This window comes from Citrobacter sp. RHBSTW-01044, from assembly GCF_013781945.1.
GTDB lineage: Bacteria > Pseudomonadota > Gammaproteobacteria > Enterobacterales > Enterobacteriaceae > Citrobacter > Citrobacter braakii.
Genome location: NZ_CP056180.1, coordinates 1,772,601 through 1,785,815, shown reverse-complemented (window position 1 = coordinate 1,785,815; position 13,215 = coordinate 1,772,601). Strand labels below are relative to the sequence as shown.

Here is a 13,215-nt window from a genome sequence, read left to right as displayed (position 1 = left end):
CAAAATGCCAGCCTTTGCGGCTGGCATTTTTATCTCGATAGTATTATTCCCGCGCCAGAGCATCTACCGGATCCAGCCGCGCCGCATTTCGCGCCGGTAGCCAGCCAAACAAAATCCCGGTCGCAGTCGAACACAGAAACGCCGTCAATAAGGCTACGGGTGAGAAACCTATTTCCCAGCCAGGCAGGAATAGCTGAAGCGTAAAGGCGATCAGCATCGACAAGCTAATGCCCAACGCGCCGCCAACCAGACACACCAGCACCGCTTCAATTAAGAACTGCTGCAGTACGTCACTGGCGCGGGCGCCAACCGCCATACGAATGCCAATCTCGCGCGTTCGTTCGGTTACCGAAACCAGCATAATATTCATCACACCAATTCCACCGACCACCAGCGAAATCACGGCCACCAGCGTCAGGAAGAGTTGTAATGTACGTGTGGTCTTTTCAGCGGTTTTCAAGACACCGTCCATATTCCAGGTGAAGAAATCCTTCTTGCCGTGGCGTAGCGTCAGTAGTCGGGTGAGCTGCTGCTCAGCCTGGGCACTATCAAAACCGTCTTTCACCCGCACGGTGATCGAGTTCAGCCACGACTGCCCCATAATTCGCCCGGACATGGTGCTGTAAGGCAGCCAGACCCGCAGGATCTTGCTACTGCCAAACATCGACTGTTTCTCTTCTGCAACACCAATCACCGTGGCAGGCATATTCCCCACCAGCACGACTTCGCCGACAACTTTCGCTTTGTTGGGGAACAATTGACGACGGGTATTGCTGTCGAGCACCACCACCTGAGCGCGCCCCGCCAGTTGTTCAGCGTTAAAAGTGGTCCCTTCGCTAAACGTCATGCCATAGACGTTGAAATAGTCGCCGCTAACGCCATTAGCACTGGCGGCCACGTCGATATTGCCATAGCGTAGCCGCAGGTTTTTCGACACCGCAGGCGTCACCGAACTGACCCAGGGCTGCTTCTGTAACGCCGTTAAATCGTCATACTTCAGCGCCTGTTGATATTGTGGGTCGTCGTCGCCGAAATCTTTGCCAGGATAGATATCGATGGTATTGGTGCCAATAGCACGAATATCTGCCAGTACCAGCTGTTTAGCCGCATCGCCTACCACCACAATCGACACCACCGAAGCAATACCGATGATGATCCCAAGCATGGTCAGTAGCGTTCGCATTTTATTCGCAGCCATTGCCAGCCAGGCCATAGTGAGCGCTTCGCGAAAACCGCTGACAAACTGCCCCCAGCCGGACGCCGTTTTCACCGTCGGCTCCGCGATATCGCGCCCGGTAGAGGGTTTGTGCGACGGTGGATTGCGCACAATCTCGCCGTCACGAATTTCAATGACGCGTTCGGCCTGTGCGGCGACCTGGCTGTCGTGAGTGACGATAATCACCGTATGCCCGCGATCGCGCAGCTGATGCAAAATCGCCATCACCTCTTCGCCTGAATGGCTGTCCAGCGCGCCGGTGGGTTCGTCGGCGAGGATAACCTGTCCCCCGTTCATCAGCGCACGCGCAATACTGACCCGCTGCTGCTGACCACCGGAAAGCTGGGAAGGCTGATAGTCGACTCTGTCGCCCAGACCCAGTCGCTGCAGGAGTTCTTGCGCACGGGCCAGGCGCTGCTTACGATCGGTGCCAGCGTAGACTGCAGGCACCTCAACGTTTTGCGCGGCGGTTAAATGCGACAACAAATGATAACGCTGGAAGATAAAACCGAAATGTTCGCGACGCAGCTGGGCTAACGCATCGCTATCCAGCGTGGAGACATCGCGCCCGGCAACCCGATACGTACCGCTGGTGGGTTTGTCCAGACAGCCGAGAATATTCATCAGCGTCGATTTACCCGAGCCAGACGCCCCGACAATCGCTACCATTTCCCCGGCCTGAATGCTCAAGGATACGTCCTTCAATACCTCGACCTGACCTTCGCCTGACGGATAGCTGCGGCGGATATTGCTCAGTTCAAGCAATGCCGTCATTTTGGCGCTCCAGCGTTGCCCTCACCGGTGATGACTTCATCCCCCTCTTCCAGCCCTTTCACGATCTCCACATCGGTGTCATTACGCGCGCCGATAACCACTTCGCGTTCACGGGTTTCGCCGTTACGCAGCAGCCTGACGTTATAACGATTGTTGCCAATAGGATCGCCCAGCGCCGACAGCGGGATCGTCAGGACATTTTTCACATCCGTGAGCTGGATATGGACCTGCGCGGTCATATCCAGACGCAGGATCCCTTTCGGGTTGGGAACTTCGAAGCGAGCATAGTAGAAAATTGCATCATTCACTTTCTCTGGCGTCGGAAGAACATCTTTGAGCTTACCTTCGTAGCGCGTCTGAGGATCGCCCAGTACGGTAAACCAGGCCTTTTGCCCGGGATGCAGGTGAATCACATCCGCCTCGGAAACCTGCGCTTTCACCAGCATGGTGCTCATATCTGCCAATGTCAGAATGTTAGGTGCCTGCTGGGCAGCAATAACGGTTTGCCCCTGAAGGGTAGTAATTTGCGTGACTTCGCCTGCCATTGGCGCGACGATGCGGGTGTAATCAAGGTTGGTTTTTGCCGTATCGAGAGAGGCCTGATTACGCTTAATTTGCGCATCAATTGTGCCGATTTGCGCCTGTTTGACCGCCATCTGAGTAGCCGCCGTGTCGAGATCCTGCTGCGAGACAGCCTGGGTTTTCGCCAGCTGTTGCTGACGGGAAAGCGTTACCCGCGCCAGCTTCCACTCGGCTTCAGCCTGTAAACGCTGAGCGCGTAATTCCATCAGCGTCGCTTCAACCTCTTTAATCTGGTTTTGCGCCTGTTCAGGATCGATAACGCCAAGCAGTTGATCTTTTTTTACTTTGTCGCCAATCGCGACCGACAGCGTTTTTAACTGCCCGCTTACCTGCGCCCCGACGTCAACTTTACGCAACGCATCCAGTTTGCCGGTTGCCAGTACGCTTTGCTGCAGATCGCCCGGACGCACAATTAACGTTTGATACTGAGGTAAAGGCGCATTAAGCGTTCGCCAAAGTGCAATTATCGCCACAATAATGATGATGGCGAAGAGAAAATAGCGCTTTTTGATTTTTCCCTTGAGCTTCATAAATGTCCCAATTTCCCCCAATACGTCCACCAGAGTGGAGTGGTAAACATCAACGTTAAATAAATAGCCGTTGAAAAACGCAAGAATAACAGAGTTATTGATGAATGGTTAAGATCCGCTGTGTTGAAATTAGTACCAGAGTATCCATCGGATTGTTATTATGAGCCAGCTAACTGACAGCACTTTTCATTCTTCAAAACCCGCCACAAGTTTTAGCCTCTTTTGTAGCCTGATGACCGGACATTGGCGCCCTGGAAAATTTTGGCATCAGCGTAGCTTCCGTCGTAAGTTTTTGTTGCGCTCAGCGCTTATGCCACGATTAATGCATGAATGGATGACTGAACTGGCGCAATGGCCTGATCTCGATAGCGTACTGGCACGCCAGCCTCGTCTGCCGGTTCGCCTACATCGCGCCTATCTCGCACAAAACCTTGATCGGAAAATGAAACTGGATGCTGTGCGTTTTCATTACAATGCTATCCGCAGCTCTTTTTCAGCCACGGAATATAAAGCTTATTTAAGTGCGGATGGATTACAACTGGCACAAATTGAAGGCAAAAATAGCGAAATATTTAGCGTAATACTGGGCTCATTTATCTCACTGGATAAAGAAGGTGAAAGTACCATTCTGGTACGCAATAGCGCTGGCGAGACTTTAGCGGAAATGACGTTTACGCTGTGCAATTATCAAGGAAGCAGCACACTGTTTATTGGCGGGTTACAGGGAGGCAGTCGATTACTGCCACATGAAGAAATTCAAAAAGCGACCAAATCATGCTACGGAATTTTCCCTAAACGTATTGTGATGGAAGCCATTTGCTGTTTTGCAGAACAATTGAATATTAAACAAATTCTGGCTGTCAGCAATGAACAGCATATCTTTCGCAGCCCGCGTTACCACGATAAAAACAAGGTGATACTTTCCGACTACAACGCATTTTGGGAGTCGGTTGGCGGTGAGTGCGACAGTCACGGCTATTACCATATCCCACGCACAATGGCGCGAAAAAGCGAAGCGGACATTGCCAGCAAAAAACGCGCGGAATACCGCCGTCGCTACCAGTTACTGGACAGCATCCACTCGCAGCTGTCGTCGATGTTTCGCAACTAATCCGCTCTGCCGCGTGCCAACCACAGCACGCGGGAAAACATTTTTCGCAGCAGCGTTGGCACCGCGTCAACGCCGCGCCGCCCGGCTTCCATCGCCACCTCAATGGCTAAATCTGGTTTTGACGACCTGTGAATCGCCTTCGAGATAATTTTGCGCATATTCATGGGCACGTTTTCGGGGATTTGCGCCACCCTGTGGAATACGTCAGCGAACCCCTGGCGATACATAAAGTGTTCCATGTCCAGCGCGGGAAGCATGGTTAAATGATCGCGCTCTTCTTCTCTGTCGTTATTCAACAAACTCCGCACCGTAGCGGCATACTTTTTCCCGGCTTCATCACCATCAACCAGCACATGCCACTCGATACCCATCCGGCGGGCGAACTTAACCAGCGGCTTAAGGCCGGACTGGGCAAATTCAATGACTTTGATACCTTCCGCATCAAAGTGGTGCCCACACTGGCGGGCCAGTTCGTTAATGACCCAGGTTTCCGTTTCGCCTTCCACCAGCAGCCAACAGCGGGCAAACAACGACGATGCACGGTTAAAACGAATATGAAAGGCAATACGCCGACCATCTTCTGCGCTGATCCCACCTGGCCCAAGCCGCCAGGCGGCGACGCGGGAGGACTCACGCACCAGGCGGACAACATGTTCCACGGGGGTGAGGGACAGTAACTCACCTGAGTTGGTGGTCGCCACCCGTTGCAGAGGAAGCAAATTCAGCAGGTGCCAGGCAACCGACAGCATAATCGGATGTAAACGCGTTTCAGGATCTTCTACCAACAGTAACGGCCGGGCGTCTTTATCCAGCCTCAGCGTACCTTTGGCCTGTAACAGCGTCGAAAACAATCCCAACAAGATCACGCGGTGCGTGCGTCCGCCCGGTCTATCAATCATACGGTTGATAATATCCAGATAGCGCCAGCTACGTTGTTCGTTATTGGAACGTCGACGCATCAGACGATAGCGGGACTGACTGGAACCCTGCTCAGAAAAATAGTGTTCCAATAGCTGTACCATGGCCGATAACCCCTGACGTATCTGCCCATCTGTCAGGTTTTGCGGTCGGGTAGCCAGTTCACGTGCCAGAAAATCCAGTTGCCGCGCGGTCACTTCGACATCCGCCGAATCCGGCACCGTACCGTTACGGATCCGTCGCATAAAACGCGCGTCGCGCAGGCGCAGTACTGGCATCAAACGCACGAGGTGCCGCGCCTGATCGTTAATGTCGTCGAGGGGAAGCTGATGGCCCTCGCCATCCAGAAAACTGCGTAACGTCAGAACGCTACCGTCGTCCGCACATTCACCTTCCAGCCGATAGAAAATGCGGTGATAGCCATCCTGACACAGCGTCCAGCTGGCTTCCAGAGGACGATACCTGCGCACGCGGTGGCGACCCGGTTGAGACTCACGAAACGTCAGGATGATATGCAGATGATGTTCCCGGCCTTGAATATCGCCCGGCGGGAACCAGAAATCTTCGCGGTCAAAGTGGTACAAATCAGTTTCCGGCGACAGCAACAGGGTTAAAGCATCCAGCAGACTGGACTTACCCCACGCGTTCTCCCCAATCAGCACGTTGCTTTGCTCCAGCATCAACGACAGACGGTTAATACCACGAAATCCAACAATCTCAACGCGTTCGAGAATCATATAGCCTCCGGAAATGCTAACTTTTTCCTTCAAGTTATCAGGAGTATAACGGCAAGCGGGCGCTCAAGACACCCGATATGATCAGGAGGTTAGTCGCAGAAATCAAAAAATATAAGAATATTCTTCTTATGTTTTCCCTGGAATATTATTTCAGAACTCAATCATCGTCGTTTTGCTAATTGAACTATGCTTCATTCATCCAATATTCAAAAAGGAATCACAACATATTGCCTTAAATCAAATTTTTTCATCAATTTAACTGGCGAAGGGATGATGTTTTTTTCTAAAATACCGGCTCTTTCATCATCGTCCCTTTTAGCGATGAATTACCGGGTAAGGAACACGAACCCGGAACTTTTAATTGAGGTGGTTATGTTCAGGAAATTAGCAGCCGAATTCTTCGGTACGTTTTGGCTCGTCTTTGGTGGGTGCGGTAGCGCAGTTCTGGCCGCAGCATTCCCGGAGTTGGGGATTGGATTTGCCGGTGTCGCGCTGGCGTTTGGTTTGACCGTATTAACCATGGCATTCGCCGTAGGTCATATTTCCGGCGGACACTTTAACCCGGCGGTGACCTTCGGTTTATGGGCGGGCGGTCGCTTCCCGGCAAAAGACGTTATTGGTTATGTTATCGCTCAGGTTGTGGGCGGTATTGTTGCAGCAGCGGCACTGTATCTTATTGCCAGCGGTAAAGCTGGTTTTGACGCAACTGCCAGTGGTTTTGCCTCGAACGGCTTTGGTGAACATTCACCTGGCGGCTATTCAATGATGTCTGCCGTCGTAATTGAAATTATTTTGACCGCTGGTTTCTTATTAGTGATCCACGGTGCGACCGATAAACATGCTCCGGTAGGTTTTGCACCCATTGCGATTGGTCTGGCGTTAACCCTGATCCACTTGATCAGTATTCCGGTTACCAACACCTCCGTTAACCCGGCACGTAGTACCGCTGTAGCCATCTTCCAGGGCGGCTGGGCATTACAGCAATTGTGGTTCTTCTGGGTTATGCCGATTATCGGTGGGGTCCTCGGCGGTCTTATTTACCGCACTCTGCTGGAAAAACGCGATTAATCGATAACAAAAAAGGCCTGGCGCAAGTCAGGTCTTTTTTTTCCCCCGCTATATTTCCTTTTATTTGCAACTTTACTCCCTTCATTGCATTGAGTAGTGTGTGCTGGCGCATTTCGTCTTACTCTCAGCAAGGATCTGGTTTTCATGTTTTCAGGGCTGTTAATCATTCTGGTTCCCCTTATTGTGGGCTACCTTATTCCGCTTCGGCACAGGGCTGCATTAAAACTCATCAATCGCCTGTTGAGCTGGATCGTCTACCTTATTCTCTTTTTTATGGGTATCAGCCTGGCGTTTCTGGATAATCTCGCCAGCAACCTGTTAGCCATTCTTCATTATTCTGCGGTCAGCGTGACGGTCATTTTGTTGTGTAATATTGCGGCGCTGTTCTGGCTGGAGCGTTCACTGCCCTGGCGACATAACCACAAGCAAGAAAAGCTACCCTCGCGAATTGCGATGGCACTTGAGTCGCTCCAGCTTTGTGGCGTCGTCGTCGTGGGTTTTCTGCTCGGCCTCACCGGTCTTCCTATTCTGCAGCACGCCACCGAAGCCAGCGAATATACGTTAATCTTTTTACTGTTCCTGGTCGGGATTCAACTGCGCAACAGCGGTATGACCTTAAAGCAAATTGTGCTGAATCGCCGGGGGATGATTGTTGCGGTGGTCGTCGTCGCCAGTTCGATGCTGGCGGGGGTTATCAATGCGTTGATCCTCGGCCTGCCGCTGAAAACCGCGCTGGCGATGGCATCAGGTTTTGGCTGGTATTCCCTGTCCGGTATTCTGTTAACCGAATCCTTCGGGCCGGTGATTGGTAGCGCCGCCTTCTTTAATGACCTGGCCCGCGAGCTGATTGCCATTATGTTGATTCCTGGAATGGTGGGCCGCAGCCGCTCAACCGCGCTGGGGCTATGTGGCGCGACATCAATGGATTTCACCTTACCGGTGCTACAACGCAGCGGCGGTCTGGAGATGGTTCCGGCAGCCATCGTCCACGGCTTTATTCTGAGTCTGTTAGTGCCTTTGCTGATGGCGTTTTTCTCCGCCTGAAGTCAGGACAAATACCTCTCTGGCGGTAGTCATCTACCGCCAAAATTGCGCTAAATCAATCTCCCTGCAAGTTGTAGCAGAAATCCCTTTTATCCCTTCGCGCACAGGCATAACCTTAAACATGTATATTAAATATAACTTTAAAAGGTGTGACCATGTTTTGTGTGCAATGTGAACAAACCATCCGTACTCCGGCAGGAAACGGCTGCTCTTACGCGCAGGGTATGTGCGGTAAAACGGCTGAAACCTCCGATTTGCAGGATCTGCTGATTGCTTCCCTACAAGGTCTGTCTGCATGGGCTGTTAAGGCACGTGAATACGGCATCATCGACCATGAGGTTGATAACTTTGCGCCGCGTGCATTCTTCTCCACGCTGACCAACGTTAACTTCGATTCTCCGCGTATTGTTGGCTATGCCCGTGAAGCTATCGCCATGCGCGACGCCCTGAAAGCGCAATGCCTGAACATCGACGCGAACGCAGCGGTCGCTAACCCGATGGCCGATCTGCAACTGGTCAGCGACGATCTGGGCGACCTGCAACGTCAGGCCGCTGAATTTACCCCGAACAAAGACAAAGCAGCCATCGGCGAGAACATTCTCGGCCTGCGTCTGCTGTGCCTGTACGGCCTGAAAGGTGCGGCAGCTTACATGGAGCACGCGCACGTTCTCGGTCAGTACGACAACGACATCTACGCTCAGTACCACAAAATCATGGCATGGCTGGGAACCTGGCCTTCCGATATGAACGCTCTGCTGGAGTGCTCAATGGAAATCGGCCAGATGAACTTCAAAGTGATGAGCATTCTGGATGCTGGCGAAACCACTAAATACGGCCACCCGACGCCAACTCAGGTCAACGTCAAAGCAACCGAAGGTAAGTGCATCCTGATCTCCGGTCACGACCTGAAAGATCTGTACAACCTGCTGGAGCAGACCGAAGGTACCGGCGTTAACGTCTATACCCACGGTGAAATGCTGCCGGCGCACGGCTACCCGGAACTGCGTAAGTTCAAACACCTGATCGGTAACTACGGCAGCGGCTGGCAGAATCAGCAGGTTGAATTTGCCCGCTTCCCGGGCCCAATCGTAATGACCTCTAACTGCATCATCGACCCAACTGTTGGTGCCTACGATGACCGTATCTGGACTCGTAGCATCGTCGGTTGGCCGGGTGTAAGCCACCTCGAAGGCGACAACTTCGCTCCGGTAATCGCTCAGGCTCAGCAGATGGCGGGCTTCCCGTACAGCGAAATTCCGCACCTGATCACCGTTGGTTTCGGTCGTCAGACTCTGCTGGGCGCGGCTGATACCCTGATCGACCTGGTAAGCCGCGAAAAACTGCGTCACATCTTCCTGGTTGGCGGTTGTGATGGCGCGCGTGGCGAACGTAACTACTTCACCGACTTCGCCACCAGCGTGCCGGACGACTGCCTGATCCTGACCCTGGCGTGCGGTAAATACCGTTTCAACAAACTGGAGTTCGGCGATATCGAAGGTCTGCCGCGTCTGGTCGATGCAGGTCAGTGTAACGATGCATACTCTGCCATCATCCTGGCAGTAACTCTGGCTGAGAAACTGGGCTGTGGCGTGAACGATCTGCCGCTGTCTCTGGTGCTCTCCTGGTTCGAACAGAAAGCGATTGTCATTCTGCTGACCCTGCTGTCTCTGGGTGTGAAAAACATCGTCACTGGCCCGACTGCGCCTGGCTTCTTCACGCCGGACCTGCTGGCAGTTCTCAACGAGAAGTTCGGTCTGCGTTCCGTGACCACCGTTGAAGAAGACATGAAGCAACTGCTGAGCGCGTAAGGAGTAAAGAATGACAATGCCAACTCATCAGTGCCCATGGCGGATGCAGGTTCATCACATCCATCAGGAAACGCCGGATGTATGGACAATTTCGTTGCTGTGCCACGACTATTATCCGTACCGCGCCGGGCAGTATGCACTGGTCAGCGTACGTAATTCAGCGGACACGCTGCGTGCTTACACCCTCTCTTCAACGCCGGGCGTTAGCGAATACATCACGCTGACCATCCGCCGCATTGACGATGGCGCAGGCTCACAGTGGTTAACCCGCGACGTGAAGCGCGGCGACTATATCTGGCTGTCCGATGCAATGGGTGAATTCACCTGTGAAGATAAAGCGGAAGACAGGTTCCTGATGCTGGCCGCTGGCTGTGGCGTCACGCCAATCATGTCAATGCGTCGCTGGTTGGCAAAATACCGCCCACAGGCAGATGTGCAGGTGATCTTTAACGTCCGTTCACCGCAAGATGTCATTTTTGCCGACGAATGGCGCGAGTATCCGGTGACCTTAGTTGCTGAAAACAATGCCACTGAAGGTTTTGTTTCCGGCCGACTGACCACCGAACTGCTGCAAAGCGTACCGGACCTGGCTTCTCGCACCGTGATGACCTGCGGCCCGGCGCCGTATATGGATCTGGTCGAGAAAGAAGTCAACGCGCTGGGCGTGACACGCTTCTTTAAAGAGCAGTTCTTCACCCCGGTAGCTGAAGCCGCCACCAGCGGTCTGAAGTTCACCAAACTGCAGCCGGCAAAAGAGTTTTATGCGCCGGTAGGCAGTACGCTGCTGGAAGCGCTGGAAAGCAATAAAGTGCCGGTTGTCGCCGCATGCCGTGCGGGCGTTTGCGGCTGCTGCAAAACCAAAGTGGTTGACGGTAACTACACGGTCAGCAGCACCATGACGCTGACCGACGCAGAAATTGCTGAAGGTTATGTGCTGGCTTGCTCCTGTCATCCGCAGGGTGATTTAGTGCTGGCGTAATTGGCCGATATCTGATGTACAAAAGGCTACCCGGTTATATCGGGTGGCCTTTTTTTATGCTGTCAGACGCTGCAAAATTCCTATTTTTTCCCCCTCCCAGGCAAAATACCGTCTTCCTCTCGCGAATTATCGACCACACTTACCTGGCACAGGTTAAGCAAAACCCCGACTACCACGTCGAACTTTCTACAAAGGATCCCCATGAAAAAAGTGGCCATCGTCGGCGTAGGTCCCACCGGAATTTATACGTTTCATGCCCTCGTTGAGCGCGGTGAACCGCTGGAGATACAGCTTTATGAGCAAGCTGAGGAAGCTGGCGTAGGCATGCCTTATAACAGCGACAACAACGCAGACCACATGCTGGCCAATATAGCCAGCATTGAGATCCCGCCGATTTATATCAGTTATCTGACGTGGCTACAGAATCAAAGCGATGAATACCTGGCGCAGTTTCGGCTTGAACGTACATCGTTGCATGAGCGGCAATTTTTGCCCCGCGTGATCCTCGGCGACTATTATCGCGAACGTTTTTTAGCCATTGTCGATAAAGCGCAAAGATCCGGGTTCACAATTCGCGTATATGAATCAAGTAAAGTCACCGACCTGCAAGCAAACCCGACTGGGGTCTCCCTGTGGATCAATCACGCGTCACAGCCCGTCGAAGTGGATTTCGCCGCTATCGCCAGCGGTCATCTGTGGCCAGAAACTGATGCTCAGGCACGCAAGTTTTTCCCCAGTCCGTGGACCGGCCTGATGGAGGCGCGGATTAGCGCTTGCAGGGTGGGTATTCTGGGCACCTCGCTAAGCGCTATCGACGCGGCGATGGCCGTGGTCAGTCAGCATGGTAACTTCACCACCAATACCGACCATTCACTGCAGTTCACGCGTAAACCCGACAGCCAAAACCTGAAGCTGACCCTGATGTCGCGCAGCGGTGTGCTGCCTGAAGCGGATTTTTACTGCCCTCTTCCCTATGAACCGCTGAATATCGTGACGCAAGAAGCGATTGAAAACGCCATTGCCGAGGGCCAAAACGGATTACTGGACCGCATCTTCCGGCTTATTGTGCAACAACTGCAAGACGCGGCCCCTGGGTGGTGCCAACAGGTTGCACTTGCAACGCTTAACGCCGACACATTCCCCGAGGTCTATTTTGCCGACAGGCTCAAGCATGACCCTTTTGACTGGGCGAGGCGTAACCTGGTGGAGGTTGAACGCAACAAGCAGGAACAACATACCGTCGCCTGGCGCTATACCTTATTGCGCCTACACGAGGTTATTGAAGAGATCGTTCCTCATCTTGATGCTCGCGACGAAAAACGTTTCAGGCACGGACTGGCGCGCGTCTTTATTGATAACTATGCGGCGATCCCGTCTGAATCTATCCGCCGATTGCTGGCTCTGCACGATGCCGGGCTGATTGAGATCCTCGCACTCGGCAAGGATTATGAGCGTACAAATAAGCAGGTAAGGACGGTCATTTACCACCACGGTCAACGCAGTGAATTTGATGTATTTATTGACGCCCGAGGACAACGGGCATTGCAGAGCAAAGATATTCCGTTCCCAACGCTACGCGATCAACTGCTGGCCTGTGGCGATGAGATCCCGGATATCGGCGAAGATTACACGCTGCAAGCGCCGGAAAACGCCCGCAACCGCATCGCCTTTGGCGGACTGCCGTGGTTGATGCACGACCGTCCCTTTATTCAGGGGCTGGTGGTTAGCGCTGAAATAGGTGCGGCGATGGCAAAGGCATTGACGCAACGAGCACTGAAACGTCGGCACAAACTGTGGAGCAGTGACGAGATGGATTAGCGGCCAGACTTAATGGCGAGGCGGAGATAGGTTATCGCGTCCCCGCCTCTGTCTTGATTCTCGGATGGCAAACTATCGCCAGGCCGAGTTTCCGGCAACGGAGAAACGCCCCGCGCCCAAAAATGCCACGGCCAGAGCGCCGATGAAGAAATACACCAGACTTTCAATTGCCCATGCGCCGGTTTTATCCAGTGACCAGGTTTCACCCATCCCGACCATCAGCCATGCCACCACCATCGTAAACGCGAGCCCCAACGCCGCCGGACGCGTCAGGATCCCAAGAATAATCAGACACGGTGCCACAACCTCTCCCAGCAGAACGCCATACGCAATAAAGCCAGGGAAACCTTTCGCTATCAGCATGCCACTGATGCCATCAATACCCGCGAACAGTTTATGCAGCCCATGAAACAGCATTAATCCCCCCACGGCAATACGTAACAAAAACTTGCCAAAATCTTCATGAGTCAGTACCCGGTTAACTGTATTTAATAGTTTTATAACCATTTGAATTTATTCCTTGTTTCACCATGTCCAATAACAAACTACGCTTAATACAGGCTTAATGAAACCTGCCGGAAATAAGAGGTAATGATAAGCATAACTATTATCTTCATCTAAACTTGTAAC

General features: G+C 52.8%; 10 protein-coding genes. 6 read left to right on the top strand and 4 right to left on the bottom strand.

Annotation, left to right across the window (positions count from 1 at the left end; translation table 11 throughout):
- Nucleotides 1–43: 43 nt before the first annotated feature.
- Nucleotides 44–1,990, bottom strand: a complete 1,947-nt coding sequence (gene macB, locus HV352_RS08565; protein WP_016156937.1) for a macrolide ABC transporter ATP-binding protein/permease MacB — start codon at nucleotides 1,988–1,990, stop codon at nucleotides 44–46.
- Complete coding sequence (gene macA / locus HV352_RS08560) at nucleotides 1,987–3,102, bottom strand: macrolide transporter subunit MacA (RefSeq protein WP_016156938.1); 1,116 nt, start codon at nucleotides 3,100–3,102, stop codon at nucleotides 1,987–1,989. The genes macB and macA overlap by 4 nt, the downstream gene beginning before the upstream one ends.
- Before the next feature lie 160 nt (nucleotides 3,103–3,262).
- Between macA and HV352_RS08555 the strand changes: the two genes are divergently transcribed.
- Entirely contained in the window at nucleotides 3,263–4,213 is a 951-nt protein-coding gene (locus tag HV352_RS08555) for a VirK/YbjX family protein (RefSeq protein ID WP_016156939.1), read from the top strand.
- Here HV352_RS08555 and HV352_RS08550 read toward each other — a convergent pair.
- The gene (locus tag HV352_RS08550) at nucleotides 4,210–5,868 is read right to left on the bottom strand and encodes an ATP-dependent endonuclease (RefSeq protein ID WP_016153655.1); all 1,659 of its coding nucleotides are present in this window, start codon (nucleotides 5,866–5,868) and stop codon (nucleotides 4,210–4,212) included. The genes HV352_RS08555 and HV352_RS08550 overlap by 4 nt on opposite strands.
- A gap of 372 nt (nucleotides 5,869–6,240) precedes the next feature.
- On the opposite strand from HV352_RS08550, the gene aqpZ reads away from it, so the two are divergent.
- The 5 genes from aqpZ to HV352_RS08525 all read left to right on the top strand — a co-directional run bounded on the left by aqpZ (nucleotide 6,241) and on the right by HV352_RS08525 (nucleotide 12,585).
- Nucleotides 6,241–6,936: an aquaporin Z gene (aqpZ, locus tag HV352_RS08545; RefSeq protein WP_016156940.1), complete on the top strand. Its 696-nt coding sequence runs from the start codon at nucleotides 6,241–6,243 to the stop codon at nucleotides 6,934–6,936.
- A 144-nt stretch (nucleotides 6,937–7,080) separates the two neighbouring features.
- Nucleotides 7,081–7,980, top strand: coding sequence for a lysine exporter LysO family protein (locus tag HV352_RS08540; RefSeq protein ID WP_016153656.1), 900 nt, complete (start codon nucleotides 7,081–7,083; stop codon nucleotides 7,978–7,980).
- Nucleotides 7,981–8,135: 155 nt separating this feature from the next.
- The gene (gene hcp, locus HV352_RS08535) at nucleotides 8,136–9,788 is read left to right on the top strand and encodes a hydroxylamine reductase (RefSeq protein WP_016153657.1); all 1,653 of its coding nucleotides are present in this window, start codon (nucleotides 8,136–8,138) and stop codon (nucleotides 9,786–9,788) included.
- 10 nt (nucleotides 9,789–9,798) lie between these two features.
- Complete coding sequence (hcr, locus tag HV352_RS08530) at nucleotides 9,799–10,767, top strand: NADH oxidoreductase (protein ID WP_047414009.1); 969 nt, start codon at nucleotides 9,799–9,801, stop codon at nucleotides 10,765–10,767.
- Between the two features lie 201 nt (nucleotides 10,768–10,968).
- A complete protein-coding gene (locus tag HV352_RS08525) occupies nucleotides 10,969–12,585 on the top strand; it encodes an FAD-NAD(P)-binding protein (RefSeq protein ID WP_181635347.1) in 1,617 nt (538 codons plus the stop codon).
- 72 nt (nucleotides 12,586–12,657) lie between these two features.
- Here the strand turns inward: HV352_RS08525 and HV352_RS08520 are convergent, their stop codons facing one another.
- Nucleotides 12,658–13,092, bottom strand: coding sequence for a DoxX family membrane protein (locus HV352_RS08520; protein ID WP_016156945.1), 435 nt, complete (start codon nucleotides 13,090–13,092; stop codon nucleotides 12,658–12,660).
- Nucleotides 13,093–13,215 lie beyond the last annotated feature (123 nt).

Excerpts from the sequence above, each read along its gene's own strand:
- macB (WP_016156937.1), bottom strand. The coding sequence starts at position 1,990 with ATGACGGCATTGCTTGAACTGAGCAATATCCGCCGCAGCTATCCGTCA.
- macA (WP_016156938.1), bottom strand. The coding sequence starts at position 3,102 with ATGAAGCTCAAGGGAAAAATCAAAAAGCGCTATTTTCTCTTCGCCATC.
- HV352_RS08555 (WP_016156939.1), top strand. The coding sequence starts at position 3,263 with ATGAGCCAGCTAACTGACAGCACTTTTCATTCTTCAAAACCCGCCACA.
- HV352_RS08550 (WP_016153655.1), bottom strand. The coding sequence starts at position 5,868 with ATGATTCTCGAACGCGTTGAGATTGTTGGATTTCGTGGTATTAACCGT.
- aqpZ (WP_016156940.1), top strand. The coding sequence starts at position 6,241 with ATGTTCAGGAAATTAGCAGCCGAATTCTTCGGTACGTTTTGGCTCGTC.
- HV352_RS08540 (WP_016153656.1), top strand. The coding sequence starts at position 7,081 with ATGTTTTCAGGGCTGTTAATCATTCTGGTTCCCCTTATTGTGGGCTAC.
- hcp (WP_016153657.1), top strand. The coding sequence starts at position 8,136 with ATGTTTTGTGTGCAATGTGAACAAACCATCCGTACTCCGGCAGGAAAC.
- hcr (WP_047414009.1), top strand. The coding sequence starts at position 9,799 with ATGACAATGCCAACTCATCAGTGCCCATGGCGGATGCAGGTTCATCAC.
- HV352_RS08525 (WP_181635347.1), top strand. The coding sequence starts at position 10,969 with ATGAAAAAAGTGGCCATCGTCGGCGTAGGTCCCACCGGAATTTATACG.
- HV352_RS08520 (WP_016156945.1), bottom strand. The coding sequence starts at position 13,092 with ATGGTTATAAAACTATTAAATACAGTTAACCGGGTACTGACTCATGAA.